Raw genomic sequence first — 26,030 nt, 5'->3', positions numbered from 1 at the left:
AGCTGGCTGCCGGCTCCAAGGCGCTGGAGGAAGTCGTGAACTACGTGGTCGCCAACATGAAGTCCGACATCAAGGGCGTGTTTGCGGGTAGCGTGCCTTACCTCAAGCTGGCCGGCATCGTGCTGGGCGGCTGGCAGATGGCGCGCGCCGCACTGGTGGCGGACCGCAAGCTGAAGGCAGGCGAGGGCGATGCCAAGTTTTATCAGGCCAAGATCGCGACCGCACGCTTCTTTGCCGACTACTTCCTGTCGCAGGCAGCCGGCTATCGCGCGGCCATCATCGAAGGCAGCGCCGGCGTCCTGGCACTCACGGAAGACCAGTTCTAAGCCTGGTTGCACGCTTCAATGCAGGTATAAAGGGCGGCCGCAGGGCCGCCTTTTTATTTTTGGCGCGCCGCTGAACTCCCTGCACTTTTTTAAATCTGCCATATACTGGTTCAAGCGTTTGTCGTTCCTCATCAGGAGGGGATCATGAAACGTTTCTTGGCGATGGCAGGCCTGCTTGCCGGGCTGCTTGTGCCGTGCTGGGGCAGTGCGGCGGCAGTGGAGGGGATTACGACTGCTGACGCGATCGCCATTCATGAAGCGGTGCAGTCGCAACTGGATGCACTGTCAAAGGACGATGCGGCAAGCGCGTTCGAACAGGCAACGCCCGAGAAGCGAATGCTGATCGGCAGCCCCGATAATTTCCTGCGTCTAATGAAAGAGCGGTACAACCCGATCTACCGTCACCAGCGCGTGATCTTTTCGCATCCGGAAGTGGTCAATGGCGACGCGATCCAAGTGGTGCGCGTGACCGACAGTGAAAGCCGGGTCTGGCTCGCAATTTTCTGGATGCAGCAGGAAGAAGACAGCAGCTGGAAAATTGATGGATGCCAGTTGCTGGAAACAACTAGCGTTTCCATCTAGCCGATATCTTCTTGGTCTGCGCCGCCGCATCGCGCGGCGCTTGTTTCAAGGTTCGACCTGCATCAAATCCCGTTGCTTTGCCCCTCTTGCGGCGCTGTGCTCGACTACCTATAACAAAACACGGCATTGTCGCCGTACTTTGGCCTGCTCCCGCAGGCTTGCATCATTTCTTATCTGAAATTTCATCTTCATTCGCCATAGCAAGGAGGCTCGTCATGGCCCGCAAATTCATTGATTGCCGCGAATTTCCGAGCGATTTGAATTGCTCTATCGCCATCGCGGCAGATACCGATCAGGAATTGCTCGAGGCTGCCGTGCAACATGCAGTGTCCGTGCACAAGCACGAGGACACACCCGAGCTGCGCCAGCAGATCAAGCAACTGTTCAAGGAAGGAACCCCGCCTATCGAACGCCCGGCGGCGCATGCGCTATAACATGCCGCGCCGTTCCCTGAACGATGACAACGTTGAGGAGGATTCAAAAGCTATCTGGATGCGACGGCCAAACGCAGGCTCTGTGAACACCGGTATGCCCGTGTCGTCGTTTGAATCTTTTTGGCAGCCGTATTGCTGATTATGAGGGGTATTTATTAATGGCTGGTGGTCAGGTGCGCCTGCCTTGATCGCCGCCCCTCTTCGATGATGTGGTGTTTGAGGGCGGGTTAACCGTATGCGCCGCCGGTAAATAACAGGTCGAAGGTCCGCGCAATCGCTGCAATCAATGCAACGGCGCCAACGCCCAGCGTCAGGACAAGCAGGATGGCGAGCGGCCAGCCGGAGGCGGTGTGATGTCCTGAGGCGGCATTATGTCGAGCATCCCATTTGTCGTCCGGGGTCAGCCCAATGACCAGTGCTTCGATGAATCCGGCCAGGCCCGAGATGACTAGCGGGGCGGCTACAAACAGCAGAGGCTGGTCGGGTGACAGCTGCCGGAGCAGCAATGCCAGCGGAACGGATGCCAGATGAGCCCAGCCCCACGGATCTTTTCTGCTGTAAAGATAAAAACGGTGCGCTCCCAAGCTGCCTGCAACGAAGGCGAGGAAGGTGGCGATGGTCTTGTTTTTTTGGAAGGTAGGCATTGAATTGTTGCTGTGAATGGGGCGCGTTAGGAGCGGGTTGGCTCGGCTTGCGACGGTGGATAGTGTGCACGAGCGATGCTAGCAAAGCAACGAAACTCAGGCGCGATTCGTGATGCATTACCAATCTTGCAGGATGCGCGAAAAATAGGCTATAATTCCCGGCTTTTTCCGTCTTCGAACAATTTTTGGAAGCACATTATGGTCGTTATCCGTTTGTCCCGCGCCGGCGCCAAGAAGCGCCCGTTCTACAACATCGTTGCCACCGACTCGCGTAACCGTCGCGACGGACGCTTCATCGAGCGTATCGGCTTCTACAACCCGGTGGCTGCCGGCAGCAGCGAAGGCTTCCGCATTGCGCAAGACCGTCTGGCTCATTGGCAAGGCGTTGGCGCACAGCTTTCGCCGACCGTTGCCCGTCTGGTGAAAGAAGCCGGCAACAAAGCTGCTGCCTAATTGGCTGGCAAGGCTGCAGGGATGACTGTCCCTGATGACTTGGTGCTGGTCGGTCATGTCACTGGCGCCTACGGCATTCACGGCTGGGTAAGAATCAAACCCTATTCCGCCGATGCGGATGCAATGCTCCATGCAAAGACGTGGTGGCTGGATAAGCCCGATTTGCACGACGTTGACATGATGCAAGCCAAGCACCACGGCGATGACGTGGTGGCCAGCTTGGTTGGCATCGCCGATCGCAATGGCGCAGAAGCGCTTAAGGGAGCGACGGTGCAAATCCGGCGCAGCCACTTCCCGGTGCTGACGGACGACGAGTTTTACTGGGTCGATCTGATCGGCCTGGAAGTCGAGAATCTGCAGGGCGAAAGCTTGGGTAGCGTCGTCGGCCTCATGGATAATGGCGCGCAGGCGATCCTGCAGGTGCAGGTGCAGGCGCCGGTTGCCGGTTCCGACAAGCCGAAAGAATGGCTGATCCCGTTTGTCGACCAGTTCGTCAAGACGGTGGATCAGGAAGCAAAGAAGATTACGGTGGACTGGGGCTTGGATTACTGAGCCCATTTTCTAGGGTAGGCAACGAGATGCAATTCGATGTCATCACGCTGTTTCCCGACATGTTCGCCGCGATTACGCAATCGGGTATCACTCGGCGCGCATTCGAAAAAAACAAGTGCGCGATATCGTTGTGGAATCCGCGCGATTTCACCACTGACAATTACCGCACTGTCGACGATCGTCCATACGGCGGCGGACCTGGAATGGTCATGTTGGCAAAGCCGCTCGAAGCAGCGATCGATGCTGCCAAGGCGCGCCAGACGCAGCAGGGAGTAGCGCAGCCGCGAACGATTTACCTGTCGCCGCAAGGCAAGACACTTACACATCAGCGCGTGATGCAGTTGACGGCTGAGCCGGGTCTGATATTACTATGCGGACGGTACGAAGCGGTTGACCAGCGTTTGCTGGATCGCTGTGTCGATGAGGAAATCAGCATTGGCGATTTTGTGCTGTCCGGTGGCGAGCTGCCAGCAATGGCGCTGATGGACGCAGTGATCAGGCAATTGCCTGGCGTGTTGAACGACGAAGGTTCGGCGCTCGAGGATAGCTTCGTCAACGGCTTGCTCGATTGCCCGCACTACACGCGTCCGGAAGTATATGAAGGCGTGGCGGTACCGCCGGTGCTGTTGGGCGGGCATCATGCCGAGATCGAAAAGTGGCGGCGCGAGCAGGCGCTGGCAGCGACTGCACGCAAGCGGCCGGATCTGATTGTGCAGGCTCGCGCGGCGGGACTGCTGTCGCGCGCCGATGAAAAGTTTTTAAGCAGTTTGTAGTTGTAGTACCGTGCGGATGGTTTCATCCGCTTGTTTAACCCCATCCTCTACCGGGCAGACACAGATACAGCGCCGGCATGATGGTCCAAGGAGCTAAAAATGGACTTGATCCAGAAACTCGAGCAAGAAGAAATCGCCCGCCTGGGCAAAAACATCCCCGACTTCGCGCCGGGTGATACCGTCGTCGTCAACGTCAACGTGGTTGAAGGCACCCGCAAGCGTGCGCAGGCATACGAAGGCGTCGTGATCGCGCGTCGTAACCGTGGCCTGAACTCCAACTTCATCGTTCGCAAGATTTCGTCCGGCGAAGGCGTGGAGCGTACGTTCCAGCTGTATTCCCCGCTGATCGCTTCGATCGAAGTCAAGCGTCGCGGTGACGTGCGTCGCGCCAAGCTGTACTACCTGCGTGATCGTTCCGGCAAGGCTGCACGCATCAAGGAAAAGCTGCCGAACCGCCGCGTCGCTACGCAAGCTGCAGAGTAATTGCGGCGGGTTGAAAGAAAAGGCACCTCCGGGTGCCTTTTTCATTTCCAGCCATGGCGCGGATGGATGGGGGATTCGCGCTAGAATCAATGTTGATCATATTTGCTTCAGGAAAACGTCTTGTCCAAGCTGCTCTTCGATCCGGAAATCCTCCCCATTGACTCCGTTGCCGGCGAGCCGGCGGTTCCGCCGCAACGGCTGACCGCCCCAGGCTTGCGTGCACATTTTGCCAATCCGCCGCCATGGCAACCCGAGGTTTCTGACGAACAGTTGATGCGCAAGGCGACAACGGCACCCACGCCAGCATCGGTGCTGCTGCCTATCATTGCACGCGACGGCGGATTGACGCTGCTGCTGACCCAGCGCACTGCCCACCTGAACGATCATGCCGGGCAGGTCAGTTTGCCGGGCGGCCGGGTTGACGAGGTTGACACCTCCGCAATCGAGACCGCCTTGCGCGAAACGGAAGAGGAGGTCGGGCTGCATCGCCGCCATATTGAAGTTCTCGGCACCCTTCCGGACTACGTGACGGGTACGGGATTCAGGGTGACGCCGGTAGTGTCGTTGGTGGAGCCGCCATTCGAGTTGCGCGCCGATCCGTTCGAGGTCGCTGAAATTTTCGAGGTGCCGCTGGCTTTCCTGATGAACGGGATGAATCATCAGCGTCGCGCGATCGAGTTGCCTAACGGTGCCGGACGACGCACGTTTTACGCGATGCCCTACGAACGGTTCTTCATCTGGGGAGCGACGGCTGGCATGCTGCGCAATCTGTTTCATTTTCTGAGGGCGTAACGCCCGTTTTCCTGTCCCGGGTTTGATTCTCGTGTTGTGCTGCGTTATCGTATGCGTAATACGTTATAAGGCTGTCTGATGACCTTTCTTTCCATTCTTTGTGCCCTGCTGATCGAACAACTCAAGCCGCTGCGTGCCGACAATCCCCTGTACGGCGCTATCAAGCAGCTCGCGGCGCGGATGGAAGCCAGCTTCAATGCGGGACAGGAGGCGCACGGCCGCACCGCATGGATCATGATGATGCTGGCCATGATGCTGCCGACGGCGCTGGTGTACTGGCTGTGCGTGCGGATCAGTCCGTTCGCGGCGCTGGCATGGAATATTCTGGTCGTCTATCTGACGCTCGGCTTCCGTCATTACAGCCATTACTTCACCTCGATTCAGCTGGCGTTGAACAGCGGCGACGAACTGGCCGCGCGCCGCTTGCTGGCCGAATGGACAGGGCAGGATACCGCAGCGATGAGTGCTAACGACATTTCCCGGATTGCCGTGGAAAATGCGCTCGTGACCACCCACCGCAACGTGTTCGGGGTGTTCTTCTGGTTCTTGATGCCACTTGGCCCAGCATGCGCCATTATGTACCGCGTGGCCGAATACCTGGCGCGTGCGTGGAACGAGCCGGAGCACTTGCGGAACGAGCCCTTCGGGCGATTTGCCGCGAGGGCGTTTTACTGGATCGACTGGATTCCGGCGCGATTGACGGCCATTGCATTTGCCATCGTCGGCAATTTTGAAGACGCGATTTACGCATGGCGCAATTTTGCGCACCGCTGGCAGGACGAGGCGATCGGCATCATCCTGGCCGCTGGCGGCGGCGCAATGGGATTGCGCTTGGGCACGGCCACGCAAAGCGCAGCGGCGATTCCGGCGGCGGATGCTGCAGTGATCGATGCCGTTGCGCTGGAGGTGGATGCGCCTCCGGGCGAAGAGGCAACCGTGCGCGCTCTGCAAAGCACCGTCGGGTTAGTCTGGCGCGCACTCCTGTTGTGGATGTTAATGCTCCTGTTGCTGTCGTTCGCGGTCTGGCTCGGCTGACGGCCTCCGGCTTTCTTTCGACCAGGTGTGCCGGAATTTTACGGCGCACATCCATTTCTACATGAAAGAGGCCGCCGTCATGCAGATGCGCCAAAGTGCGGCATTCTTCGCAATTTTTCATTGATGTGCTTTACTGGAGAAATGGGCTGCCGTGTGCTTTTGTTCTCCCGGTTGACCCATTATCTTGCCAATATTTCACATTGCGAAATGTTGTTTCACATCAACTCTTCTATAAGATATAATATGCAAGAATTCTGAAAGCTTGGCGCTGCATAATGGCGCCCAGTAATTCAGGCCGGCTGCACCGCTTGCAGGGGGTAACCGGGTCGAGGTAGCAACCGCTATAGAGACAAGCCGCACACATGGCCGATTCCATTGACCGCAAGACACTCGCTCGCGAGTTTTTCATTCAGGGCCTGACCAGCGACGGCCGGCAGTTCCGCCCGAGCGATTGGGCGGAGCGGTTGTGCGGGGTCATGTCCTGCTTTCGCCCGGAAGGCTCCGGCGGGCGTCATGCTCATTTGCAGTACTCTCCCTATGTCCGGCCGACCGTGCTGGGCGGCGTGAAGTCAGTCGTCGTCAACGAAGCCTTGCGCGATGTCGAACCGATGGCGTACCACTTTGTCATTAATTTCGCAAAAGACAACGATTTGCAAATTGTGGATGCCTGCTTGTTACCCGAACCGCAGGAAAAGAAGGCGTAAGCGCGCATTTCACGTCTGGCGCTTCAATCATCGGCGCGCCACTTGGCAAACAGCTTGGCGAGTTCTCCGTTCGCTTCCAGCCGGATAATCGCTGTTTGTATTCTCGTCGCCGCATGGGCCGGAACGGCTTTGGATAGCACCATGTAAAGCGGCTGGCGAGACATTACGACAGGCAGTATTTTGACCTTACCCTGTGCGCCGGCATCCCGAATGGCTGCTTCGATGCCGGGCGAGCGGTGAAAAAAGAAGCGACCGCGACCGGCCAGTAATTTCTGGATATTGGTTTTCGTATCCTTGGCGCTGAAATCCGTTTTCAAGCCCTCCACGCTGCTGAGGGCCGGCGCACATGCATATTTGGCAAGAATGACGGCATCTTCTCCAAGCCGGCGCACATCCTCCCAGTTTCGCACCGCGACATCATCATCCGCGCGTACTGCCATGTAAAAGTCCGTTGAAAACAGTGGCGGCTCGATGTAGTGCAGCGCGTGTTCGCGCTTCCCGGTTCGCAAGAAGCCGCACGCGACGTGCAATTCTCCCGCAACCAAGCTCGCCTCAATGCGGGCCAGCGATTGCGGGGGCGGGCCGAGCACGAACCGGATGTGAGGATCGGTGCGTTCGATGGCATGCATGATGTCGACACAAAGGCCCTCGACCACCGTACGACCGTCTTGCTGGCGCAAAATAAACTTCGGTTCAGAAAATTCCTGAGGCGCTGTATAAAGTTCCGTTACCGTGCCCGAGGCATCCATACACCACGCTCCCAGCAAGATGGCCAGCAAGAGCATGCCGTGCATTGGCTGCGGCAAAGGGAATTCCCTCGCATTGTTTTGCGACTTACGTTTCCGGATCATGGAATGACTTGTAGATAAGCGCGCCACTCAAGCCGAAGAGGAGGTGGGCAGATGCCGTTATCCAATCGCGACTGGCCGAAAACCAGGGAAATATGGCGGTAAAGCCATACATGTTGATGTAGAAAAGTAAAAGCCCGAAGGTGCCGCCAGCCAAAAGGGCCGCGCACATCGGCAGGCGCACAATCATGCGACCCAGCAGCAGTCCGTAAGCGATCGACAAGATACCATGCACGACTGTTGCTGCCGTCATCACGCGCCAGTCGAATGTCGCAGGCGACTCCAGGACGCCTTGCCCCATGACGATGGCAGCCGCCAGGTGTGCATCGCGCAGCAGCATGCCGACCGGTGCATAAGAAGCGACCCACCACAGCAGTAGTTGGGCAAACGTGGCGACAATACCGGCAAGCACGCCGGTTACCGCCGCTGCGCGCCAGTCCACCGGCGTGTCGTCGCCTAGTACGCTGTTGATACGGGCGGGGCGCGGCAACTCGCGCTCCGACACGCCAATCAGACGTGCGCGCAGACATTGCGCCAGCCCCTCCGCGCCGCGCCGCATCAGGACGTGATGGTTGTATACAAACACGCCGCGGGCAACCGGCGAGAGCCAATTCATCCAGTGCCTGGTGGTGTGCACGTCCCATTCGTAGCAGACGGTGGTAACGCCCCTATCGTGGCAAAACGTCCAGCGTCCATATCCCTTCAGGTCGCCCTCGACGGTCGCTTCAAGCACTAGCGGCGGCGCGATCCGGACGGCCCGTGCATCGAAGCGCAGGCCGTATCCCAACAGGCTCTTCCAGGTATACCGGCGCAGGCTGCCGATGCCGTTGGCATCGCCTTGGTCAAGTTGTTCGACCGCTTGGACGCCGGGCCACCAGTCGGACCAGTGCAGCGAGTCGAGGATGGTGTCGAATACCGCCTGCAACGGCGCTTCAATCTGCCAGGAAGTGATGAAACGATATTCGGCCATCGGCAACGGAAGAGGGCAATAAATTGGCATCGTAATGCACTTGCCGATGCCCGATATTGAGCAAATGCGACCTTATGACTATCGGTTACAGTCTCGGCCAGGAAAGCCTTGGGACGTTGGCGGCGTGGCGAAGCGAAGCTTGGCGGAAATGGCAATGAATTCCTCCCGACGCGTTAACATAAGATGCAAAAACGAACGGAGGCTTTGTGCATATCCATCCTGATGCAGTTGCGATCGTCATCAGCGTGCTGTTGGTGCTTGGGTACTATCTCTTCCTGCTCGCCCGCCAGCGCCGCCGGCCCGATTTTACGGTACATGCCATTAACCGCCGCGCACGCCGCTTGTGGGTGGCGGAGGTGATGAAAGGTGGCAGCAAGGAGGTGCTGGCCGTGCAAACCTTGCGCAACTATGTGATGGCAGCGACATTCAAGGCTTCCTCGGCCGTGCTCTTGATCATGGGGACGCTCACCTTGTCCGGACAGGCGGAAAGCCTCGCGAAAACCTGGCACGCGCTCAACATCGTCAGTTCGCAAGAGTCGCAGTGGTGGATTGTCAAGATTCTGTGCCTGCTGACCGTACTGATCGTCGCGTTTTTCTCATTTGCGCTGACGGTGCGCCTGCTCAACCATGTGGTCTTCATGATCAGCCTGCCTTCCGCCGTGGCGCAAGGTCCCTTGTCGCCGGACTACGTTGCGCAGCGCTTGAATAAGGCGAGCACCTTGTACAGCATCGGCATGCGCGCGTTTTTCATTACCGTGCCGCTGGTGTTCTGGCTGTTCGGCCCGCTGTTTCTGGTGACGGCCACGGTCGGCCTGATTGCCGTGCTCTACCGGCTCGATCGCAATCCGATTACGGAAGTGGATTGATTTATGGGTGCCAAGGGCGTGGTCCCTGCTGGCCGAGGGATACAAGTCCGGCTGGAAAGCCTGTTGTCGATGCAATAGAAGAATGCAGCCTGCATGGCAGAACTGAATACCCGCAAACGAGTCTGTTGTTAGGGGATCAGCATGGAGATCAGCATGCCGGCAAGCAGGACAGAACATGATACGTTTGGCGCGATCGAGGTGCCGGCGGACCGACTTTGGGGCGCCCAGACGCAGCGATCGCTCCATCATTTCTCCATTTCGACCGAACGCATGCCGACGGAGCTGATCGTCGCCCTGGCGATGGTCAAGTCGGCCTGCGCAGTCGTCAACCGCGACCTGGGCCTCTTGGAACGTAAAAAGGCGGAGGCCATCATCAAGGCGGCGGAAGAGATCGCATCGGGACAGTGGCTTGAAGAATTCCCGTTGTCGATCTGGCAGACCGGTTCCGGCACGCAGACCAACATGAACATGAATGAAGTCATCGCCAATCGCGCCTCCGAACTGCTGGGCGGTGCGCGCGGCGCAGGACGCCTGGTGCATCCGAACGATGACGTCAATCTCGGCCAGTCGTCGAACGACATCTTCCCGACGGTAATGCATGTGGCAGCGGTGATCTCCATGAAGAACGCCTTACTGCCAGCGCTGCGCGCGCTGCGTGCCACCCTCGATGACAAGTCGCAGGCGTTTTCCGGCATCGTCAAGATCGGCCGTACGCACCTGCAGGATGCGACGCCGCTGACGCTGGGGCAGGAATTCTCGGGCTACGTGGCCCAGCTTGACCATGCCATCGGGGCCATTTCGGCTTGCCTGCCGGCGCTGTGCGAACTGGCCGTGGGTGGCACGGCGGTCGGCACCGGGCTCAACAGCCACCCGGAGTTCGGCGCCCGCGTGGCCAGCGAACTGGCGCACCGGGCCAGTTTCCCGTTCACCAGCGCACCCAACAAGTTCGCCGCCCTGGCGTCGCACGATGCGCTGGTGGCCGCGCACGGCGCGCTCAAGACCCTGGCTGCGGCGCTCATGAAGATTGCCAACGACATCCGCTGGCTGGCCTCCGGGCCGCGCTCCGGCCTGGGAGAACTTGCCATTCCAGAAAACGAGCCGGGCAGCTCCATCATGCCCGGCAAGGTCAACCCGACCCAGGCCGAAGCCCTGACCATGCTGTGCTGCCAAGTGTTCGGCAATGATGTTGCGATTAACTTCGGTGGCGCATCCGGCAATTTCGAGCTCAATGTGTTCAAGCCGATGATCGCCCATAACTTCCTGCAAAGCGTGCGCCTGCTGGCCGACGGCATGCAAAGCTTCGACACGCATTGCGCGCGCGGCATCGAGGCCAACCGCGAGCGCATCGCGCAACTGATGGAGCGCTCGCTGATGCTGGTGACCGCACTGGCCCCGCACATCGGATATGACCGCGCAGCACAAATTGCCAAACAGGCGCATCGCACCGGCACAACCCTGAAGCAGGCGGCGCTGGAGCTGGGCTTTGTATCGGAAGCCGACTTCGAGCGCTGGGTCCGTCCACAGGAAATGACCGGCCCGATGGCGCCGTGAGGCTGTGGGGCAGGCTGCGCTTCAGCCGAACATGGCGTTTCCGTCATGCTTACTTACCGCCGCTCCAATCCGCTCGCTCCGCCTGGGAGGTCACCCCTTAGCTCCCTATACATTCTGGGGCTGTAAGTTTCCTGTAATAAACATCGCGCATCCTAGACCGCGCTTGACTTCCTGGCCAAATGTTGCAAATTAGAATCAATATGGCTGCGGGAAGGTTATCGTATTCGCCCATCCGGCGGCGATGCGCCAATGACCGGACTGTGCATCCGGCACCAGCCTCCCTCACGCCGGTTCAATCCAAGAGCGGTGTTGCAAATCCGCCGACGCCTTGCATGATGCGCTGGGACATCTGCAGTTGACCGGGTAGTATCAAGGAACATCAAGAAAGAGTAGAGAAGATGGGACGACACTTGCTTCGTTTTCTGGCCCCACTGCTGGCATCGGCAGCGGGCGGCACGGCAGTGGCCGCGCTGCTGGACTGGCTGGCCGGCACGGCCATCAGCACGGTAATGCTGGCCGCCATCGCCGCTTCCTGCTCGGCCGTCGTGGCCATGCTGGTGCTCCGGAGGCGCCCGGACGGCAACAGGCACTTTGCCATGCGCGTGGGCGGCGAACTCGACCATGTCATGATCGGTTCGGCGGAGACATCCTACTTCGTCGATTCGATCAAGAAGAAAATCGACCAGGATTTGCAGATCACCGAGGACATCGTCGGGCGCTCGCGGCAGACGGCGCAGACCACCGAACAGATCGCCGCCAATGCGGAACGCGCATCGAAGATCGCCTCCGACGTGCGCAGCGAAAGCGTGACTGGCCGGGCTGAAGTGGACCAGGGCCTGCGCCGCATCAGCAACGCGCGCCAGGATGCGCAGGCCGCGTCGGAGGTGATGACGCATTTGCAAGAAAAATCGCGCCGCATCCATGTCATTACCGAGGTGATCAACGAGATTGCCGCGCGCACCAACCTGCTGGCGCTCAATGCCGCGATCGAGGCTGCGCGTGCCGGCGAGCACGGGCGAGGCTTCGCCGTGGTGGCGGGCGAAGTGCGCCAGCTGGCGCAGCGCACCAAAGCCGCTACCGACGACATCGGCGTGATGGTGCGCGAAATCAATGAAGAATCCGAACGTGCCGCGGCCGGCATGACGGCACTGAGCGGCAAGGTGTCGGAAGCGGCGCAGAACGTCGAACGGGTGCACGCGCTGCTCGGCAATATCGAGCAGTCGTCCGGCGTGTCGCAAACCGAAATCCAGATGATCGCGGCGGCCGCGCGCGAACACGTCGAAACGACGCAGCTGATCGCGGAATCGATTTCGCGCATTCGCGACGGCATGCTGTCGACCGAGGAGGCATTGCCGCTTGCATCGAAGTCGGCGATGGTGCTCACCGAGCGGGCCGAAGCGCTGTTCGAGGCGGCTACCGAATGCGGGGTGCCGACCTCGCACGATGCGGTGCGCGCAGTGGCCGAGCAGGCTGCGGCGCAAATCGGCGAACTGTTCGAGGAAGCGATTGCAAACGGCCGCATCAGCGAGACGGCCTTGTTTGACCGCAATTACAAGCCAATCCCGAACACCAATCCGCCGAAATACACGACCGCGTTCGACGCCTTCACCGACCGCACGCTGCCGGCGATCCAGGAGCGCATCTTGGAGTCGATGTCGCAACTGGCATATGCCGGCGCAGTCGACAACAACGGCTACTTCCCGACCCATAATCACAAGTTTTCCAAACCGCTGACGGGCAATTATGACGTCGACCTGGTCAACAACCGCACCAAGCGCATCTTCAACGACGCCACCGGCGCGCGCTGCGGATCGAATACGAAGCCGTTCCTGCTGCAGACCTATAAGCGGGATACCGGCGAGGTGATGCACGACTTGTCGGTCCCGATCTATGTGAAGGGGCGGCACTGGGGCGGATTTCGGGTCGGATACCGGTCCAGCGCGCCGGCGGCGGAAAAGGCCGCGGCGCCCGCCATCGCCAGCGGCCAGGCAAGCGTCAAGCGCCTGGCGCGCTGACGGCGGGCTGTCCGGGCCGGGGCGCCAATGGTGCCCTCACTCCCGGACCGACTCCATGACCTGTTCCCGAAACCAGCGGTTGGCCGGGTCGTTATCCATGTTCGCATGCCAGTACAGGAACACGTCGAACGCCGGAACTTCCAGCGGAAACGGCAGGATCTGGTTGTCGAACTGCTGGTTAGCGATGCGCGCATAGCGCCCCGGCATGGTCAGCAGCATGTCGGTCTCGCTCACGACGCGGCAGGCGGCGAAGTAGTGCTGGCAGCGCAGGCGGATCTGGCGCTCCAGGCCGAAGCGGCTCAGCTCGAAATCCTCCAGGCCGGGGCCGCGACGGCGCGAACTGGCAAGGATGTGGTCCTGCTTCATGTAGGTGTCGAGGTCGAGCTTGCCGTCGATCGCCGGATGTCCCTTGCGCACGACCACGACCGTTGAATCCTGATAGATCCGGGTGCGCATGATGTCGCCCGACAGCGGCAGCAGCACGTCGATGGCGCCGTCGAGCGTGCCGGCCGCCAATTCACCTTCCAGTTCGCGCCGCTCCACATGGCTGGCTGCGATGTCGACCAGCGGCGCGGCTTGCCGCACGCGCAGCATCAGTGGCGGCAGGATGGTCGCTTCCAGCACGTCACGCAGCGCAATATTGAACTGCTTTGGCGTGCTGGCCGGATCGAACACGTGCAAGCCGTTCAGCGTGACTTCCAGCCCGCGCAAGGCGCGTCGCACCGGCTCGATCATGTTGCGCGCCATCGGCGTCGACACCATCGCATGGCCCTGGCGCACGAACAGCGGGTCGTCGAACATTTGGCGCAGCCGCCCCAGCGCATGGCTGATCGCCGGTTGCGTCAGGTTCAGCTTCTGGCTGGCGCGCGTGACGCTGCCCTCGGTATAGATGGCTTCGAAGACCGTGAAGAGGTTCAAGTCGACCCGCGATATATGCATGGAATTTATTTGAGTTAATAATAACTATTCATTTGATCGATTCTATACCCGGCGATATGCTCTTCACAACCCGCCAATTGCGGCGGCAGTTTGGGGAGGCAGGCGCGGCATGGGACAAATCTACCTGGTCCGGCACGGACAAGCATCGTTCGGCAGCGCCGACTATGACCAGTTGTCGGAACTCGGCCTGGAACAGGCTCGCCTGCTGGGCGAATGGTTCGCCAACTCGCGCCAGCAATTCCATCGCGTCGTCACCGGCGCCTTGAAGCGCCACCGCCAGACGGCGGATGCCTGCATGGCGGTGCTGCCCAAGGCGCACCGCATCGATACCGACTGGCATACCGACCCGGATTTCAACGAGTACGACCACCACGAAGTGCTGGTGCGCCATCATCCGTCGTTCGAGGACCCGGCCGAGATCAAGCGCTTCCTGGCCGCCAGCCCGAATGCGCGCCAAGCATTCCAGGAGATCTTCCAGGCCGCAATGACGCGCTGGATGAGCGGTGAACATGACGCCGACTACCGCGAAACCTGGACGCAATTCCGCCGGCGCTGTATCGCCGGCCTGCAGCGCCTGGTCGATGGCGCCGACAAGTCGCAATCGATCATCGTCTTTACCTCCGGCGGCACGATTGCCACCATTTGCCAGCATGTGCTCGGCCTGGAAGACAAGCAGATGGCGCAGCTGAACTGGACCCTGGCCAACTGCGGGCTCACCAAGCTGCTGTACCAGACGGGCGGTGCGTCGTCGCGACGCGTGTCGCTCAGCTATCTCAACAACTACGCCCACCTCGAATGGCTCGGGCAGCCCCATACCATTACCTATCGCTAAGCTATGACAAACGCAAACCTGTTTGACCTTTCCGGAAAAATCGCGCTGGTGACCGGCGCTTCCCGCGGCATCGGCGAATCGATCGCCAAGACTCTGGCCGCCTATGGCGCGCACGTGCTCGTCTCCAGCCGCAAGGCGGAGTCGTGCGACGCCGTCGTGGCCGCCATCCGCGAAGCGGGCGGTTCGGCCGAGACGATCGCCTGCCATATTGGTGAAATGGCGCAGATCGAGGCGATGTATGCCGCCATCGAGAAGAAGCACGGCCGGCTCGACATCCTGGTCAACAATGCCGCGACCAATCCCTATTTCGGCCCGATCGTCGATACCGATATCTCGTCGTTCCAGAAGACGGTCGACGTCAACATCCGCGGCTATTTCTACAGCTCGGTGCATGGCGCGAAACTGATGGCGAAGAACGGCGGCGGCAGCATCGTCAATGTCGCCTCGGTCAACGGCGTCATCCCCGGCGAAGGGCAGGGCATCTATTCGATCACCAAGGCGGCCGTGATTTCGATGACGCAGGCGTTTGCCAAGGAATGCGCGGCATCCGGCGTGCGCGTGAATGCCTTGCTGCCGGGGCCGACCGACACCAAGTTCGCCGCCGCCCTGGTGCATAACCCGGCGGTTCTGAACCGCATGATGCCGCACGTGCCGATGCGCCGCGTGGCGCAGCCGGACGAAATGGCTGGCACCGTGCTGTACCTGGCGTCGAATGCATCGAGCTACACCACCGGTACCGCCATCAATGTCGACGGCGGCTATCTGATCGGATAAGCAGCACAACACACAATCGCGCCTGGCGCATACACAACGGAGTGAAACATGGACTTTGACTACAGCCCCAAGGTAAAGGAACTTCAGAAGCGCCTGAATGCGTTCATGGACGAGCATGTCTATCCGAACGAAAAAGCCTTTTTCGCCGAAATCGCGGAAAACCGCGCCAAGGGCGATGCCTGGATTCCGACCAAGGTCATGGAAGACTTGAAGCAGAAGGCCAAGGCCGCCGGCCTGTGGAACCTGTTCCTGCCGGAGTCGAAGAACGGCGCCGGCCTGACCAATCTGGAATACGCGCCGCTGTGCGAAATCATGGGCCGTGCCGGCTGGGCCGCCGAGGCGTTCAATTGCTCGGCACCGGACACCGGCAACATGGAGACGCTGGAACGCTACGCCAGCGAAGAGCTGAAGGAAAAATGGCTGAAACCCCTGCTGGAAGGCGAGATCCGTTCCTGCTTCGCGATGACCGAGCCGGCCGTCGCATCGTCGGATGCGACCAACATCGAAAGCCGCATCGTGCGCGACGGCGATCATTACGTCATCAACGGCCGCAAATGGTGGTCGTCCGGCGCCAACGATCCGCGCTGCAAGGTGTTCATCTTCATGGGCAAGACCGACCCGGACAACCCGAACAAGCACAAGCAGCAGTCGATGATCGTGGTGCCGCGCGATACCCCCGGCGTGACCATCGTACGCCCGCTGCCGGTGTTCGGTTTCGACGACGCGCCGCACGGCCACGGCGAAACGCTGTTTGAAAACGTGCGCGTGCCGGTATCGAACATTCTGCTGGGCGAAGGTCGCGGCTTCGAAATCGCGCAGGGCCGCCTTGGGCCGGGCCGTATCCACCACTGCATGCGTCTGATTGGCCTGGCCGAGCGCGCACTGGAAAAGATGTGCCAGCGTACCCTCAAGCGCGTCGCCTTCGGCAAGCCGATCGCGGAACAGACCGTGACGCTGGAGCGCATCGCCGAAGCGCGCATCATGATCGACCAGGCCCGTTTCCTGGTGCTCAATGCGGCAGACATGATGGACAAGGTCGGCAACAAGGCTGCGCTCAAGGAAATCGGCATGATCAAGGTCGCCGCGCCGAACATGGCGTGCAAGGTGATCGACTGGGCGATCCAGGCGCACGGCGGCGGCGGAGTGGCCGACGAGTTCCTGGCGCATGCCTATGCCAATGCGCGCACGCTGCGCATCGCCGACGGCCCGGACGAGGTGCACCGCAACCAGGTTGGCAAGCTGGAACTGGCGAAGTACAAGCCAGCCAAGCCGGCGCAGTGATCGGAGCCGTCATGTCGGAGCAAAACTATGCCGGGAAAGTCGTTCTGGTTACCGGTGCCGGCGGCGGCATCGGCCGCGCCACCGCGCTCGCCTTCGGGCGCGCCGGTGCGCGGCTGGTGCTGTCCGATATCAGCGCGCAGGCGGGCGAGGAATCCGTCGCCCTGATCAAGCAGGCCGGCGGCGAAGCCATCTTCGTCAAGGCGGATGTGTCGCGCGATGCCGAGGTGGAGGCGCTGGTGGCGAAAACGGTCGCAACCTACGGACGGCTCGACTGCGCATTCAACAATGCCGGCATCGAGGAGGAAAGCAAGCCGATCGGCGAATGCGAGGAAGCGCTGTTCGACCGCATCATGGCCATCAACGTCAAAGGCGCGTGGCTGTGCATGAAGCACGAAATCCGCCAGATGCTCAGGCAGGGCGGCGGCGCGATCGTCAACACCGCATCGGTCGCCGGCCTGGTCGGAGCTCCCTTGCAGGGCGTATATGCGGCCAGCAAGCATGCGGTGGTCGGCATGACCAAGACCGCCGCGGCAGAGTACGGCAAGGCCGGCATCCGCATCAATTCGGTGTGCCCCGGTGTGATCCGCACGGCGATGCTGGAACGCGCGCTGGAGCGCGAGCCGCGCCGCGAAAAGCATATCGTGCGCGCGCATCCGATCGGACGCATCGGCGAAGCCGGGGAAATCGCCGGCGCGGTATTGTGGCTGTGCTCGGACGCGGCGTCGTTCGTGACCGGACACCAGCTGGCCGTGGATGGCGGCCTGACCGCAATCTAAATGTCTTTCCACAAAGTGGTGACTCCTTTCCTCCGCCAATGAGGGAAGGAGTTTTTTTCGTTTACTTAAAAGAATAAAGAGGCAGACTAAACGATGAAACACGAGATGACGCAACTTCCCTGGATTAAATCCTATCCGCCGGGCGTGCACTGGGACGCCGAACTGCCGGTCATGCCGGTGCCGCAACTGCTGGATGAGGCGGCGCGCAAATGGGCGGATCTTCCGGCGCTCGAATTCATGGGGAAGCGCATCACTTACCGGGAATTGCAGGCCCTGGTCAACCGTGCGGCCAAGGGGTTCCAGCAGCTCGGTGTCAAACCGGGCGTGCATGTCGGACTGTACCTGCCGAATACCCCGCATTACGTCATCGCCTTCTTCGGCCTGCTCAAAGCCGGCGGCACGGTGGTGAACTATTCGCCGCTCGACGCCGAGAAAGTGCTGGAGCATAAGGTCGAGGACAGCGAGACCGATATCATCGTCACGCTCGACCTGGCAGCGCTTTATCCGCAGATGGGCCGGCTGCTCGGCGGCACGCGCCTGCGCAAGCTGGTGATCGGGACGATTGCGGAAATGAGCGCCGCGCCGGACGCCGTGCATGCCCACCTGCAGAAGGCGCAGCAACTGGCGGAAATTCCGGCCGACGAGCGGCACATGCGTTTCGCGCAGCTGCTGGACAACGACGGAGCGTATCAGCCGTATCCGATCGCCGATGTGAACGAGGCGATCGCGGTATTGCAGTACACCGGCGGCACCACCGGCTTGCCGAAGGGCGCCATGCTCACGCATGCGAACCTGACCACCGCATGCAGCCAGTTTTATGCAACCGTCAGCGGCGAGCCCCGGGTGCTGGAAGAGGGGCGGGAACGCGTGCTTGCGGTGCTGCCGCTGTTTCATATCTATGCACTGACGGTCAACATGCTGTTCGGCATACGCATGGGCGCCGAGCTGGTGCTGCATACCCGCTTCGAGGTCGATGCCGTGGTGAAGGATCTGGCCGCGAAAAAGATTACGATCTTTCCCGGCGTGCCGACCATGTACACCGCGATCATTAACTATCCAGCCATTGGGGACTACGATCTCAGCTCGCTGAAATTCTGCGGTTCGGGCGGCGCCCCGCTGCCGGTCGAGGTGAACCAGAGTTTCCAGCGCCTGACCGGCTGCTGCCTGGTCGAGGGCTGGGGCATGACCGAGACCTCGCCCACCGGCACCTTCACGCCGGTGTACGGGATGCAGAAGGTGGGATCGTGCGGCATGCCCACCGTCGGCGTGACGATCAAGTTCGTCAGCATCGACGATCCGGCGCGGGAGGTGCCGCAGGGTGAGCGCGGCGAGCTGTGCATCAAGGGCCCGAACGTGATGAAGGGCTACTGGAAAAAGCCGCAGGCCACGCGGGAGTCGATGACGCCGGACGGCTTTTTCCGTACCGGCGATGTCGGCTACATGGACGAGGACGGCTTCGTGTACATCGTCGACCGCACCAAGGACATGATCCTGTGCGGCGGCTACAACGTCTACCCGCGCAATATCGAGGAGGCGATTTACGAGCATCCGGCCGTGGCGGAAGTGAGCGTGATCGGCATTGCGGATGCGTACCGTGGCCAGTCGCCGAAGGCGTTCGTGACGCTGAAGCCGGGCGCGCCGCATTTCACGCTGGAAGAACTGAAGGGCTTCCTCAAGCGCCGCCTCGGCAAGCACGAGATGGTGCAGGCGCTGGAAATCCGCGACCAGTTACCCAAGACCCCGGTCGGGAAATTGTCGAAGAAAGAGCTGTACGAGGAAGAGGCGAGGAAGGGAACGGCGAACTGACGGGGGAGGTGTCGACGTGCGGGACTCAGGCAGTGAATCAGTCCCGCACTGGATGCTCGACACCGAAGGCGACTGCCGGTAGGGCAGTCGTTGGCGGCCCGGCTAGCGCGGCGTGCCGCGGCGTAGCAAGTTTACGATGGCGAGTAGCACCACCGCGCCGAGGAAGGACACCAGCAGCGACGAGATGCTGAAGTCGTTCTGGTTGATGGTGCCTGTGCCGAACAGCGGCGCAAGCAGCCAGCCGCCGAGCAGCGCGCCGACAATGCCGACCACGATGTTGAGCAGCAGGCCTTGCTGCGCATCGGTCCGCATCACGAGGCTGGCCAGCCAGCCCAGAATACCGCCTACAACGATCCAGATAATGAAGTTCATATAAACCTCCTGTATGTTGAAAAACTGCTATGTGAAATAGACTGGCCTCTAGTGAATTGGTTCAGCCCGTCCCTGGAACGCACGGTCAGCCAGTGAAATGCCCGTCGTTCTCTTCCGATGCGCCACTGCCATCGCGCCGGAGCGGAAGCGGCGAGAAGCCTTCCTCGTCCTCGACCAGCACGGTCGCGCCTTGTTTCGACTCCGTTAATTTGGTGGCATAGGCATAGGCATCCTCCTTCTCGTCAAATGACGCTAGCGGTTCTTCCGATCCCTTTTCCGATACGTCCCATCTGCCGTTGATGCCGGGCGAGATGCAGATCACCGGGGCTTCGTTCTGATCGCGTTCCATGCGGGCGTCCTGCTCAATGGTTCAGGCCTCTCTTGCTTGCACTTGGTCCTGGCGCAGATTGCGAGGGCATCCCGATCTTCCAGCAGGTGTCCGCACGGCAGTCCGCAAGTGTCAATGCAAGCTCTGGTTTTCGAAGCGCTTGATCTGGTCTTCGGCCTCGTCCTTGCTGATGCCGTACGCCTCCTGAATCTTGCCGACGAGCTGGTCGCGCTGGCCGGCAATCATGTCAAGCTGATCGTCGGACAGCTTGCCCCATTGCTCCTTCACCTTGCCCTTCAATTGCGTCCAGTTGCCTGCGACAGTGTCCCAGTTCATGCTGACCTCCTGATTTGAAATGACGCTCTTATTGAACAATGCATGCCGCCGATGGATGTCGGCGCCGAAAGCGATGGTGCAAATCCTGTGCCTGTTTGATGCCGTATCAAAAGCCGGAATTGCGGGCATAACCGATGTAAATGTTCCAATGACTTTTGAAAACAATACAGGGCGCGGGAGAAAAGATGTCCAGCGTCAAAGCCGGATGGTGCTCAAGTTGATGTCGCGGCAAGAATTTGCGCGTTGCGAAAAAGTTTTCGACATATTTTGAAACAATATCTATTGCATTCGGAAACTTAATCACTGACAAGCTGTCATTTGTTACACCGGAGTACAGCTTTCACATTTCCCGAGGAGTACATCATGGCTGAACAACTGAACGAACACGCACTGGCAGGGCAGGAAACCTACGATCCGAATCGCCTGCTGGATACCCTGCTGGAGAAGATGAACCTGAAAAACGATGCCGCGCTGTCGCGCATGCTCGAAGTGGCGCCGCCGGTGATTTCCAAGATCCGGCATCGCCGCTTGCCGATCGGAGCCTCGCTGCTGATCCGCATGCACGAGACCACCAACATGAGCATTCGCGAATTGCGCGACCTGATGGGCGACCGGCGCACCAAATATCGCCTCAGCGACGCCCAAGGCAAGCCGAAGCCAGTGCCGGAGGCAGCCGCGCAGCAGCAAGGCGCGCTGCATTAAGCCGGCAGGGCGCGTCACGGCCCTTGCGGCCGTGACTCATGTCCCGTCGCGCTCGATAATTCGCTGTCAAGCCGCTGCCTCGCCAGCCGCCGGGTATCCGGCGGCTGGCTCGACCTTTTAGCCCGGCATATCCGGTTTTGCCGGATTGCGGGTGGCGCGGGCGTGCAGGAAGCTGGGTTGCGTCGGTTCGTGCGCCATCCCCATGGCGCGCCAGCTTCGTGGCGGGCACTTTGGATGGACGGAACTTTCTTGACGGAACAAGCAATCCGCGCCTAGAATCCGCCTGTTTTCATTTCATGGAGCCCCTTTCATGGGCACTTGTTCGAGTGGTAGTTGTTGCCGGAATTGTTCCGGTTCTGCCTCGGCAAGATAACGCAGGGCTTTCTTCCTCCTGTCGTCGTCGCGCCGCCGGCCGATGACGATATCCTGATGTGCCGGGCGCATGCCCGCCTCATCCGAATTCCCAAAAACATTCAGGCAGTGCCGCTGGCCGCCGCACCACATGGCGGGCGCGGGCACGCACAAGTGCAGATGCAAGGCGCTTCCCGTCAACCGAACAGGAGCTGCCGATGTTGTATATCCAACGCAATCCGCCGGCCAGCGCGATCGGCGCGGACCGTATCGACCACCCCGTGCCCGTGGCGCCGGCGTCGGCCAGTCCGCGCATCTGAGAAAGGCTCCCATGTTCGCAATGTTCGACCCGCAAGACAGCGGCCGTCACTGGCTGGCATCGCGCCCCAACCGCTGGGACTGGGCGCTGCTGCCGCTGGTGCTGGCGCTGCTGGCCGCGCTTGCCTTCGGCGCCATGCAGATGAGCCGGCCGTTTACCGTCGGCCAGCCGACCGAGATCGCGCTCGATCCAATCTATCTGCCGTATTACCTGCTGCGCACCATCCTGCGCATGTTTACGGCCATGGGATTTTCGCTGTTGTTCTCGTTCGCGTTCGCGGCCGTCGCCGCCCGCTACCGCGCCGCCGAAAAATTGATGATCCCGCTGCTCGACATCCTGCAGTCGGTGCCGATCCTAGGCTTCCAGGCGATCGCGATCGCGCCCTTCATTGCGCTTTTCCCCGGCAACCTGCTGGGCGTCGAGTGCGCGGCGATTTTCGCCATCTTCACCTCGCAGGCGTGGAACATGACGTTCAGTCTGTACGAGTCGATGCGCACCGTGCCGTCCGAGCTCAACGAAGCCGCGCGCGTATTCCGCCTGTCGGCGTGGCAGCGTTTCTGGCGCCTGGAACTGCCGTACGCCATGCCGGGCCTGCTGTGGAACATGATGATGTCGATGTCGGGCGGCTGGTTCTTCCTGGTGGCGGCCGAAGCGATCTCGGTGGCCGGCCAGGATATCAAGCTGCCCGGCATCGGGGCCTGGATCGCCACCGCGATCGAACAGGAAAACGGCCGCGCCATCGCCTATGCGATCGCCGCCATGTTGGCCGGCATCGTGCTGTACGACCAGCTGTTCTTCCGGCCGCTCTTGGCCTGGGCCGACAAGTTCCGGTTCGAGGAATCGCAGGGCGAGACCGCGCAGCAGTCCTGGCTGCTCGACTGGATACGGCGCAGCAGCTGGGCGCGCGCCCTCAACGAGCGCTTCTGGGAGCGCATGCGCGGCGCGCTCGGCTGGTTTGGCACGCAGCGGCAGGATGCCACCGGCCCGCGCTGGCGCCATGCCCCGCCATGGCTGCCGCGTGCGTGGGATGCGCTGGTGGTCGCCGCCGCCGCACTGGCGGCGCTGCGCTTGCTCGTGTTCATCCACAGCGATGTCGGCTGGGGCGAGGTGGCGCATGTGGTCGGGCTGGGCTTTCTCACGCTGCTGCGGGTGCTGCTGCTGATCGGACTGGCGTCGCTGATCTGGGTGCCGCTGGCGGTCTGGATCGGGCTGCGCCCGCAGTATTCGCAGCGGGTGCAGGCCGTCGCGCAATTCCTGGCCGCCTTTCCGGTCAACCTGCTGTTTCCGCTGGTGGTCTATGCACTGGTGGCATACCGGCTCAATCCCGACATCTGGCTCAGTCCGCTGATGGTGTTCGGCACCCAGTGGTACATCCTGTTCAACGTGGTGGCGGGCGCCTCGACCGTGCCGACCGAGCTGCGGCTGGCGGCGGACAACCTTGGCCTGAAAGGCTGGCTCAAATGGAAGCGCGTCTACCTGCCGGCGGTGTTTCCCAGCTATGTGACCGGCGCCATCACCGCCAGCGGCGGGTCCTGGAACGCCAGCATCGTGGCCGAGTACGTCACCTGGGGCAAGACCACGCTGGTGGCCAACGGCTTGGGCAGCTATATCAAGGAGATGACCGACGCCGGCGACTTTCACCGGATCGCGCTGGGGATTGGCGTGATGTGCGTATTCGTGATGCTGTTGAACCGCTTCTTCTGGCGCAAGCTGTACCTGCTTTCCGAGGACCGCAGCCGATAATGAGGGTGATGTGATGAGCCGTAATGAATTGATCGAACTGAAGGGCGTCGCCAAGTCGTTTCGCTCGGCCGACGGCGCGCCGCGCACGGTGCTGGAATCGGTCGACTTCGCGCTGCAGGAGGGCGAGATCGTCGCCCTTTTGGGCAAGTCGGGGTCGGGCAAGTCGACTCTGCTGCGTATCATGGCTGGCCTGATTCCGGCCGACGCCGGCCGCGCGGCCTATCGCGGGCAGGCTATTGGCGGGCCGGTCGGCGGCATCGCGATGGTGTTCCAGTCGTTCGCGCTGTTTCCGTGGCTGACGGTGCAGCAGAACGTCGAACTCGGCCTGGAGGCGCAAGGCGTGCCGCCGGCCGAGCGCGCGCGGCGCGCCGACGCCATGCTGGAGCTGATGGGGCTGGCCGGTTTCGGCGGCGCCCTGCCGCGCGAACTGTCGGGCGGCATGCGCCAGCGCGTCGGTATTGCGCGCGCGTTGGTCACCGATCCCGACGTGCTGCTGATGGACGAGGCTTTCTCGGCGCTCGACGTGCTCACCGGCGAAACGCTGCGCGACGATATCCTGGAGCTGTGGGACAGCAAGCGCATGCCGACGAAGGGCATGCTGATCGTGTCGCACAATATCGAGGAGGCGGTGATGATGGCCGACCGTATCATCATCCTGTCCAGCGACCCGGGACGCATCCGCAGCGAATTCCGGATCGATCTGCCGCGCCCGCGCGACGCCGACTCGGTCGAGGTCAGGGGGCTGGTGGACGAAGTCTACGGGCTGATGACGATGCGCCCGGCGCAGGAGGCGGCGGCCGAGGTGCTGGCGCGCATGCACCTCGGCTACCGCCTGCCGCCCACCGATGTCGAGCACATCGAAGGCGTGCTCGACCTGCTCGCCGACGCCCCGTTCAATGGCCGCGCCGACTTGCCGCAGCTGGCGCAGGAAGCCGAACTGCCGGACGAGGAGCTGTTTCCGGCCTATGAAGCGCTCGCCCTGCTAGCGCTGGCACAGGTGGAAAAGGGCGACATCGCGCTCACCCCGCTCGGCCACCGGTATGCCGAGGCCGACCAGGCGCTCAGGCAGGAAATCTTCGGCCAGCAGCTGCTCACGCACGTGCCGCTGGCCGCACATATCCGGCATCGCCTGGAAGCCGAAGCGAGCGGCACGCTGCCGGAAAAGCCTTTCCTGGAACTGCTGCAGGAATTCCTGAAGGCGGACGAAGCCAAGCGCGTGCTGGAAGTCGCCATCGAATGGGGACGTTACGGCGAAGCGTACGAATACGACTTCCATACCGGCCGGCTCAAGCTGCCGGACAGCGAAGAAGAGTAATGGTCGCCGCGCGACCGCCAGGCGGCATTGAAAGGGTGGTTACATGCAGGATACGGACAATGGAAAACCCACGGAGCTCGCCGAGCGCCCGTGGATCGTGCTGGCGACAACCTATGATGTCGAGGCATGGATCGATAATTACAACCGCGAACTGCAGCGCGCGATCGAAAATACCCGCGCCGTCGGCTACGGGATCTGCTTCCGGCTCGGGCACGGCGGGGAAATCTACCTGCACACCACCTCCGATGGCGACGTGCTGCTGGACGTGACACCCGAGGCAGAGTGGGTGGCGCCGCTGATCAGCGCCGCCACCGGCGTGGAGCCGCCGCCCTCGCGCATCTGGGCACTGCCGGGGCACACGCTCACGCAGCTGGTGCTTGGATTGAGCCCTCTGATTACCGCCACCAGGATCGTGCTGCAGCACGAGTTCAAGGTAAGGAAGTTCTAGTTTTCGCGCAGCGGCGTGAGCAACAGCTCCTTGGCGAAGTTGAGCTGCTTTTTCCGCGCCTTGTCGTCGTTGACTTCCCAGAGCAGGGACTGGGAAATCTGGTAGCTGTAGACCAGGAAGGCGCGGTTGGCCGCCTCGGCCTTGCGGAAGCCCAGCTTCTGGAAACCCTTGGTGTAGTAGGCGAGCCGTTGCTCGTCGACTTCCCGCACCGCTTGCCGTGCCATCTCGTCGCGCCGCGCCCAGGCGCGGATCGCGAATTCCACCATCGCTGCGCGCCGGGCCGTCAAGCCATGGAAGGGCAGGGTCAGGATTTCGTGCAGCGCCTCTTCCGGCGCGAGTTCGCCGTACGAGCGCACCACCTGGGCCGTGGTCCTTTCATGCCAGCGCTTCAGCATCTTCGACAACAGGTCGTTGCGGTCCTTGAAGTGGTGATAAAAGCTGCCCACCGTGATGCCAAGTTCTTTCGCCAGCGTCTCGACGCGCACGGCGTCGACGCTCTTGCTGACCAACAAGTCGGTCGCTGCGTCGATCCAGTCGTCGGCGCTCAGGACGCGCCGGGGCTTGGCGCGCGCGCCGGCTTCGGGCTTTTTCTTTTCCGATTGCACTCCAGATTCCTTTGTCGTCATGCGATGCGCCAATGGTACCCCCGCCGCGGCGCAGATGTACATGGATCGCGGGAG

Annotated in this window: 32 protein-coding genes; 23 read left to right on the top strand and 9 right to left on the bottom strand. The window is 61.3% G+C overall.

What is annotated here, in order from left to right; translation table 11 throughout:
- The 3 genes from TSA66_RS06555 to TSA66_RS06545 form a co-directional block, all read left to right on the top strand.
- Positions 1 to 326, top strand: a 326-nt coding sequence (locus tag TSA66_RS06555) for an acyl-CoA dehydrogenase C-terminal domain-containing protein (protein ID WP_198358726.1), incomplete at its 5' end; no start/stop codon positions are given.
- A 144-nt stretch (positions 327 to 470) separates the two neighbouring features.
- The gene (locus TSA66_RS06550; protein WP_040039456.1) at positions 471 to 908 is read left to right on the top strand and encodes a DUF4864 domain-containing protein; all 438 of its coding nucleotides are present in this window, start codon (positions 471 to 473) and stop codon (positions 906 to 908) included.
- Positions 909 to 1,123: 215 nt separating this feature from the next.
- Positions 1,124 to 1,342, top strand: a complete 219-nt coding sequence (locus tag TSA66_RS06545; protein ID WP_040039455.1) for a DUF1059 domain-containing protein — start codon at positions 1,124 to 1,126, stop codon at positions 1,340 to 1,342.
- A gap of 227 nt (positions 1,343 to 1,569) precedes the next feature.
- Here the strand turns inward: TSA66_RS06545 and TSA66_RS06540 are convergent, their stop codons facing one another.
- Positions 1,570 to 1,986: an NINE protein gene (locus TSA66_RS06540; RefSeq protein WP_040039454.1), complete on the bottom strand. Its 417-nt coding sequence runs from the start codon at positions 1,984 to 1,986 to the stop codon at positions 1,570 to 1,572.
- Between the two features lie 198 nt (positions 1,987 to 2,184).
- Between TSA66_RS06540 and rpsP the strand changes: the two genes are divergently transcribed.
- From rpsP to TSA66_RS06505, 7 genes are all read left to right on the top strand, one after another.
- Positions 2,185 to 2,439, top strand: coding sequence for a 30S ribosomal protein S16 (gene rpsP / locus TSA66_RS06535; RefSeq protein WP_040039453.1), 255 nt, complete (start codon positions 2,185 to 2,187; stop codon positions 2,437 to 2,439).
- Positions 2,440 to 2,460: 21 nt separating this feature from the next.
- Entirely contained in the window at positions 2,461 to 2,991 is a 531-nt protein-coding gene (rimM, locus tag TSA66_RS06530; RefSeq protein ID WP_040039452.1) for a ribosome maturation factor RimM, read from the top strand.
- Positions 2,992 to 3,017: 26 nt separating this feature from the next.
- Positions 3,018 to 3,764 (top strand): tRNA (guanosine(37)-N1)-methyltransferase TrmD, encoded by a 747-nt coding sequence (gene trmD / locus TSA66_RS06525; RefSeq protein WP_040039451.1) that lies wholly within the window; start codon positions 3,018 to 3,020, stop codon positions 3,762 to 3,764.
- A 99-nt stretch (positions 3,765 to 3,863) separates the two neighbouring features.
- Entirely contained in the window at positions 3,864 to 4,247 is a 384-nt protein-coding gene (rplS, locus tag TSA66_RS06520) for a 50S ribosomal protein L19 (RefSeq protein ID WP_040039450.1), read from the top strand.
- 120 nt (positions 4,248 to 4,367) lie between these two features.
- The gene (locus tag TSA66_RS06515) at positions 4,368 to 5,039 is read left to right on the top strand and encodes a CoA pyrophosphatase (RefSeq protein WP_040039449.1); all 672 of its coding nucleotides are present in this window, start codon (positions 4,368 to 4,370) and stop codon (positions 5,037 to 5,039) included.
- Positions 5,040 to 5,117: 78 nt separating this feature from the next.
- Complete coding sequence (locus tag TSA66_RS06510) at positions 5,118 to 6,074, top strand: CobD/CbiB family protein (RefSeq protein ID WP_040039448.1); 957 nt, start codon at positions 5,118 to 5,120, stop codon at positions 6,072 to 6,074.
- 362 nt (positions 6,075 to 6,436) lie between these two features.
- A complete protein-coding gene (locus tag TSA66_RS06505; RefSeq protein ID WP_040039447.1) occupies positions 6,437 to 6,778 on the top strand; it encodes a DUF3579 domain-containing protein in 342 nt (113 codons plus the stop codon).
- A gap of 23 nt (positions 6,779 to 6,801) precedes the next feature.
- On the opposite strand, the gene TSA66_RS06500 is transcribed toward TSA66_RS06505, so the two are convergent.
- Together TSA66_RS06500 and TSA66_RS27630 are read right to left on the bottom strand one after the other, a co-directional pair.
- Entirely contained in the window at positions 6,802 to 7,584 is a 783-nt protein-coding gene (locus TSA66_RS06500) for a substrate-binding periplasmic protein (protein ID WP_198358724.1), read from the bottom strand.
- Between the two features lie 28 nt (positions 7,585 to 7,612).
- Entirely contained in the window at positions 7,613 to 8,596 is a 984-nt protein-coding gene (locus TSA66_RS27630) for an SRPBCC family protein (protein WP_232429419.1), read from the bottom strand.
- Between the two features lie 206 nt (positions 8,597 to 8,802).
- Between TSA66_RS27630 and TSA66_RS06485 the strand changes: the two genes are divergently transcribed.
- From TSA66_RS06485 to TSA66_RS06475, 3 genes are all read left to right on the top strand, one after another.
- Complete coding sequence (locus TSA66_RS06485; RefSeq protein ID WP_052452147.1) at positions 8,803 to 9,462, top strand: DUF599 domain-containing protein; 660 nt, start codon at positions 8,803 to 8,805, stop codon at positions 9,460 to 9,462.
- Between the two features lie 141 nt (positions 9,463 to 9,603).
- Positions 9,604 to 11,013: a class II fumarate hydratase gene (gene fumC, locus TSA66_RS06480; RefSeq protein WP_232429418.1), complete on the top strand. Its 1,410-nt coding sequence runs from the start codon at positions 9,604 to 9,606 to the stop codon at positions 11,011 to 11,013.
- A 398-nt stretch (positions 11,014 to 11,411) separates the two neighbouring features.
- Positions 11,412 to 13,028, top strand: a complete 1,617-nt coding sequence (locus TSA66_RS06475; protein ID WP_040039445.1) for a methyl-accepting chemotaxis protein — start codon at positions 11,412 to 11,414, stop codon at positions 13,026 to 13,028.
- 36 nt (positions 13,029 to 13,064) lie between these two features.
- On the opposite strand, the gene TSA66_RS06470 is transcribed toward TSA66_RS06475, so the two are convergent.
- Positions 13,065 to 13,967: a LysR family transcriptional regulator gene (locus tag TSA66_RS06470; protein WP_040039444.1), complete on the bottom strand. Its 903-nt coding sequence runs from the start codon at positions 13,965 to 13,967 to the stop codon at positions 13,065 to 13,067.
- Positions 13,968 to 14,076: 109 nt separating this feature from the next.
- Here TSA66_RS06470 and TSA66_RS06465 point away from each other — a divergent pair, with 109 nt between their 5' ends.
- From TSA66_RS06465 to TSA66_RS06445, 5 genes are all read left to right on the top strand, one after another.
- Positions 14,077 to 14,799, top strand: a complete 723-nt coding sequence (locus TSA66_RS06465) for a histidine phosphatase family protein (RefSeq protein ID WP_040039443.1) — start codon at positions 14,077 to 14,079, stop codon at positions 14,797 to 14,799.
- A gap of 3 nt (positions 14,800 to 14,802) precedes the next feature.
- A complete protein-coding gene (locus TSA66_RS06460) occupies positions 14,803 to 15,573 on the top strand; it encodes an SDR family oxidoreductase (RefSeq protein ID WP_040039442.1) in 771 nt (256 codons plus the stop codon).
- Positions 15,574 to 15,621: 48 nt separating this feature from the next.
- Positions 15,622 to 16,854 (top strand): acyl-CoA dehydrogenase family protein, encoded by a 1,233-nt coding sequence (locus TSA66_RS06455; RefSeq protein WP_040039441.1) that lies wholly within the window; start codon positions 15,622 to 15,624, stop codon positions 16,852 to 16,854.
- A gap of 11 nt (positions 16,855 to 16,865) precedes the next feature.
- Positions 16,866 to 17,630 carry an SDR family oxidoreductase gene (locus TSA66_RS06450; RefSeq protein WP_040042275.1) on the top strand — a complete coding sequence of 255 codons (765 nt, stop codon included), beginning with the start codon at positions 16,866 to 16,868 and terminating at the stop codon, positions 17,628 to 17,630.
- 105 nt (positions 17,631 to 17,735) lie between these two features.
- On the top strand, positions 17,736 to 19,436 hold the full coding sequence (locus tag TSA66_RS06445) for a long-chain-fatty-acid--CoA ligase (RefSeq protein ID WP_040042274.1): 1,701 nt from the start codon (positions 17,736 to 17,738) through the stop codon (positions 19,434 to 19,436).
- A gap of 102 nt (positions 19,437 to 19,538) precedes the next feature.
- Here TSA66_RS06445 and TSA66_RS06440 read toward each other — a convergent pair whose 3' ends face one another.
- The 3 genes from TSA66_RS06440 to TSA66_RS06430 form a co-directional block, all read right to left on the bottom strand.
- Complete coding sequence (locus TSA66_RS06440; RefSeq protein WP_040039440.1) at positions 19,539 to 19,808, bottom strand: GlsB/YeaQ/YmgE family stress response membrane protein; 270 nt, start codon at positions 19,806 to 19,808, stop codon at positions 19,539 to 19,541.
- 85 nt (positions 19,809 to 19,893) lie between these two features.
- On the bottom strand, positions 19,894 to 20,157 hold the full coding sequence (locus TSA66_RS06435; RefSeq protein WP_040039439.1) for a DUF2188 domain-containing protein: 264 nt from the start codon (positions 20,155 to 20,157) through the stop codon (positions 19,894 to 19,896).
- Positions 20,158 to 20,268: 111 nt separating this feature from the next.
- Positions 20,269 to 20,472: a CsbD family protein gene (locus tag TSA66_RS06430; protein WP_040042273.1), complete on the bottom strand. Its 204-nt coding sequence runs from the start codon at positions 20,470 to 20,472 to the stop codon at positions 20,269 to 20,271.
- 19 nt (positions 20,473 to 20,491) lie between these two features.
- Here TSA66_RS06430 and TSA66_RS26780 point away from each other — a divergent pair, with 19 nt between their 5' ends.
- Positions 20,492 to 20,743, top strand: coding sequence for a hypothetical protein (locus tag TSA66_RS26780; RefSeq protein WP_157691622.1), 252 nt, complete (start codon positions 20,492 to 20,494; stop codon positions 20,741 to 20,743).
- Positions 20,744 to 20,835: 92 nt separating this feature from the next.
- Positions 20,836 to 21,174: a hypothetical protein gene (locus TSA66_RS06425; RefSeq protein ID WP_040039438.1), complete on the top strand. Its 339-nt coding sequence runs from the start codon at positions 20,836 to 20,838 to the stop codon at positions 21,172 to 21,174.
- A gap of 294 nt (positions 21,175 to 21,468) precedes the next feature.
- Here TSA66_RS06425 and TSA66_RS06420 read toward each other — a convergent pair whose 3' ends face one another.
- Complete coding sequence (locus TSA66_RS06420) at positions 21,469 to 21,711, bottom strand: hypothetical protein (protein WP_040039437.1); 243 nt, start codon at positions 21,709 to 21,711, stop codon at positions 21,469 to 21,471.
- A 145-nt stretch (positions 21,712 to 21,856) separates the two neighbouring features.
- Here TSA66_RS06420 and TSA66_RS06415 point away from each other — a divergent pair, with 145 nt between their 5' ends.
- Genes TSA66_RS06415 through TSA66_RS06405 form a run of 3 tightly spaced genes read left to right on the top strand, consistent with a single transcriptional unit; the run spans position 21,857 to position 25,350 of the window.
- Positions 21,857 to 23,587 carry an ABC transporter permease gene (locus TSA66_RS06415; protein ID WP_040039436.1) on the top strand — a complete coding sequence of 577 codons (1,731 nt, stop codon included), beginning with the start codon at positions 21,857 to 21,859 and terminating at the stop codon, positions 23,585 to 23,587.
- 13 nt (positions 23,588 to 23,600) lie between these two features.
- On the top strand, positions 23,601 to 24,902 hold the full coding sequence (locus TSA66_RS06410) for an ABC transporter ATP-binding protein (RefSeq protein WP_040039435.1): 1,302 nt from the start codon (positions 23,601 to 23,603) through the stop codon (positions 24,900 to 24,902).
- A gap of 43 nt (positions 24,903 to 24,945) precedes the next feature.
- Positions 24,946 to 25,350, top strand: coding sequence for a hypothetical protein (locus tag TSA66_RS06405; protein WP_040039434.1), 405 nt, complete (start codon positions 24,946 to 24,948; stop codon positions 25,348 to 25,350).
- Here TSA66_RS06405 and TSA66_RS06400 read toward each other — a convergent pair.
- Positions 25,347 to 25,976: a TetR/AcrR family transcriptional regulator gene (locus tag TSA66_RS06400; RefSeq protein WP_232429417.1), complete on the bottom strand. Its 630-nt coding sequence runs from the start codon at positions 25,974 to 25,976 to the stop codon at positions 25,347 to 25,349. The genes TSA66_RS06405 and TSA66_RS06400 overlap by 4 nt on opposite strands.
- Between the last annotated feature and the right edge of the window lie 54 nt (positions 25,977 to 26,030).

Source organism: Noviherbaspirillum autotrophicum, from assembly GCF_000818395.1.
Classification (GTDB): Bacteria; Pseudomonadota; Gammaproteobacteria; order Burkholderiales; family Burkholderiaceae_D; genus Noviherbaspirillum; species Noviherbaspirillum autotrophicum.
This window is presented reverse-complemented; position numbering and strand designations above follow the sequence as displayed.

Bases quoted from the DNA above. Each gene is read 5' to 3' on its own strand.
- TSA66_RS06510 (WP_040039448.1), top strand. From the start codon at position 5,118: ATGACCTTTCTTTCCATTCTTTGTGCCCTGCTGATCGAACAACTCAAG.
- TSA66_RS06400 (WP_232429417.1), bottom strand. From the start codon at position 25,976: ATGACGACAAAGGAATCTGGAGTGCAATCGGAAAAGAAAAAGCCCGAA.
- TSA66_RS06425 (WP_040039438.1), top strand. From the start codon at position 20,836: ATGGCTGAACAACTGAACGAACACGCACTGGCAGGGCAGGAAACCTAC.
- rpsP (WP_040039453.1), top strand. From the start codon at position 2,185: ATGGTCGTTATCCGTTTGTCCCGCGCCGGCGCCAAGAAGCGCCCGTTC.
- TSA66_RS26780 (WP_157691622.1), top strand. From the start codon at position 20,492: ATGACGCTCTTATTGAACAATGCATGCCGCCGATGGATGTCGGCGCCG.
- TSA66_RS06505 (WP_040039447.1), top strand. From the start codon at position 6,437: ATGGCCGATTCCATTGACCGCAAGACACTCGCTCGCGAGTTTTTCATT.
- TSA66_RS06430 (WP_040042273.1), bottom strand. From the start codon at position 20,472: ATGAACTGGGACACTGTCGCAGGCAACTGGACGCAATTGAAGGGCAAG.
- TSA66_RS06435 (WP_040039439.1), bottom strand. From the start codon at position 20,157: ATGGAACGCGATCAGAACGAAGCCCCGGTGATCTGCATCTCGCCCGGC.
- TSA66_RS27630 (WP_232429419.1), bottom strand. From the start codon at position 8,596: ATGGCCGAATATCGTTTCATCACTTCCTGGCAGATTGAAGCGCCGTTG.
- TSA66_RS06455 (WP_040039441.1), top strand. From the start codon at position 15,622: ATGGACTTTGACTACAGCCCCAAGGTAAAGGAACTTCAGAAGCGCCTG.
- TSA66_RS06550 (WP_040039456.1), top strand. From the start codon at position 471: ATGAAACGTTTCTTGGCGATGGCAGGCCTGCTTGCCGGGCTGCTTGTG.
- TSA66_RS06445 (WP_040042274.1), top strand. From the start codon at position 17,736: ATGACGCAACTTCCCTGGATTAAATCCTATCCGCCGGGCGTGCACTGG.
- TSA66_RS06470 (WP_040039444.1), bottom strand. From the start codon at position 13,967: ATGCATATATCGCGGGTCGACTTGAACCTCTTCACGGTCTTCGAAGCC.
- TSA66_RS06475 (WP_040039445.1), top strand. From the start codon at position 11,412: ATGGGACGACACTTGCTTCGTTTTCTGGCCCCACTGCTGGCATCGGCA.
- rplS (WP_040039450.1), top strand. From the start codon at position 3,864: ATGGACTTGATCCAGAAACTCGAGCAAGAAGAAATCGCCCGCCTGGGC.
- TSA66_RS06415 (WP_040039436.1), top strand. From the start codon at position 21,857: ATGTTCGCAATGTTCGACCCGCAAGACAGCGGCCGTCACTGGCTGGCA.
- TSA66_RS06540 (WP_040039454.1), bottom strand. From the start codon at position 1,986: ATGCCTACCTTCCAAAAAAACAAGACCATCGCCACCTTCCTCGCCTTC.
- rimM (WP_040039452.1), top strand. From the start codon at position 2,461: ATGACTGTCCCTGATGACTTGGTGCTGGTCGGTCATGTCACTGGCGCC.
- TSA66_RS06440 (WP_040039440.1), bottom strand. From the start codon at position 19,808: ATGAACTTCATTATCTGGATCGTTGTAGGCGGTATTCTGGGCTGGCTG.
- TSA66_RS06450 (WP_040042275.1), top strand. From the start codon at position 16,866: ATGTCGGAGCAAAACTATGCCGGGAAAGTCGTTCTGGTTACCGGTGCC.
- TSA66_RS06460 (WP_040039442.1), top strand. From the start codon at position 14,803: ATGACAAACGCAAACCTGTTTGACCTTTCCGGAAAAATCGCGCTGGTG.
- TSA66_RS06545 (WP_040039455.1), top strand. From the start codon at position 1,124: ATGGCCCGCAAATTCATTGATTGCCGCGAATTTCCGAGCGATTTGAAT.
- trmD (WP_040039451.1), top strand. From the start codon at position 3,018: ATGCAATTCGATGTCATCACGCTGTTTCCCGACATGTTCGCCGCGATT.
- TSA66_RS06465 (WP_040039443.1), top strand. From the start codon at position 14,077: ATGGGACAAATCTACCTGGTCCGGCACGGACAAGCATCGTTCGGCAGC.
- TSA66_RS06410 (WP_040039435.1), top strand. From the start codon at position 23,601: ATGAGCCGTAATGAATTGATCGAACTGAAGGGCGTCGCCAAGTCGTTT.
- TSA66_RS06405 (WP_040039434.1), top strand. From the start codon at position 24,946: ATGCAGGATACGGACAATGGAAAACCCACGGAGCTCGCCGAGCGCCCG.
- fumC (WP_232429418.1), top strand. From the start codon at position 9,604: ATGGAGATCAGCATGCCGGCAAGCAGGACAGAACATGATACGTTTGGC.